Annotated in this window: 1 protein-coding gene; it reads right to left on the minus strand. The window is 35.2% G+C overall.

Features of this window, described 5'->3' with window-relative positions; all coding sequences use genetic code 11:
* Window positions 1–394 precede the first annotated feature (394 nt).
* Window positions 395–1519: IS110 family transposase (locus tag QO200_RS19260; protein ID WP_371543621.1), on the minus strand; the 1125-nt coding region annotated here is incomplete at its 5' end.

The following is a 1519-nucleotide window of genomic DNA, read 5'->3' on the forward strand; positions in this document are numbered from 1 at the left end:
CCATTCCTATGTAAAGCATCATTAAGTTATAAACAACTTTTAAGAGGGTTATATGTCGGTTATTTTTCGAGTATAAAATTCCGCTCCAGCGGCTTGTTGGAAAAGTTGGAAAACAACTTTTTGTCCGCCGAAGGCTTAGGACTGAAAAAGTTATTCTAACTTTTTCAATGATGCCACGAATTAATTCCTCTTTTACTTCATAATATTTCTTTTTATAATCTTAAAGCTCACACTCCTATATGTGGTCTGCTTATGGCAGCCACCAGCATCGGTATGATTGTAAGAATAATAAAATAGCTACCGACTTTGAGATGTGGCTTCATTTTATGGAACCACCATGGCTGTTTTGTAGTCTATTTTTCTTGTATTGTTGAGCTTGTTAAGAAGGTTATTTTTATTGTTCTACTAATACTATATTTCTATTAATTTGATATGCGGTTTCGGTTTTAATAACTGATAAAATTCTGCGTGCCATTTTATGAGCTACTTTTATAATGACACTTTTTACGTTTTTACCTTGATGTTTTCGGTAATAATTTTGCATTTCGGTATCTTTTCTAATGGCTATCCAAGCCGCTTCAACTAAATAACTGCGTAATTGAGAGCGACTCCTCGGCGTGATTCCTAAACACTTCTCTGACTCTCCACTGTTATACATTCCAGGAACTAATCCGATGTAGGAACTAAACTGCCCTTCGTTATTGAACCGACGTAAATCTCCACATTCTGCCAAGATTACACTAGCTAGATATCCTCCTATTCCTGGAATACTTTTCAAAAGATTGTAATCTTTCTTATTGTTTTTTCTACAATAAGCACGCATTTGATTGGCAATTTCTAAATATTCTGATTTGATAAACTTGAACATTCGTATTTTTCCTTGCAATGCTAAATCTCCACAAGCGGTACTGAATTTTATTTCTTCTAACCACGCAATAAAAGCTTTAGTCCAATTAGAATTATCAAACTCGTCCGGAACTTTTATTCCATGAAACAGCAACATACTTTTGATATGTGATTTGGTTTGTCGCAGTTTCTTGGTCACTTGCGTTCTATGACGAGCCAAGGTCGTAAATTGTTCGTGCTCTTCTGTGGGAATAAAAACGCCTTTAAGAACACCTGATTTTAATTGATTGGACAAGTTTTTAGAATCTAAGGCATCTGTTTTTTGATAGCGCTCTTTATCTCCTCTCTTTACATCTGAGGGATTAACGACTAGAACGTTCCATCCTAAATTCATAAAATATCGAGCTACGCTGAATCCACAGCAACCCGCTTCATAAACTAAATCCACAGCGTGATCTGGAAATGTTCGCTCCACATATTGGTACAAATCCTCAGCATTAGAAGGCATCGAATAGGTCTTGTGAAAAAATAAATCTGTTTGGATAGAAACTGTCCAGCTTTTTTTGTGAATATCTAAACCAATGAATATCTTTGGAATAGAAAAGGCGTCTTGTAATTGCATAATCTTCGTTTTTAGTACTCTCAAAGTTATGCTTTTACATTGATGCTTTGA

It is taken from the genome of Flavobacterium sp. Arc3, from assembly GCF_041431375.1.
Classification (GTDB): domain Bacteria; phylum Bacteroidota; class Bacteroidia; order Flavobacteriales; family Flavobacteriaceae; genus Flavobacterium.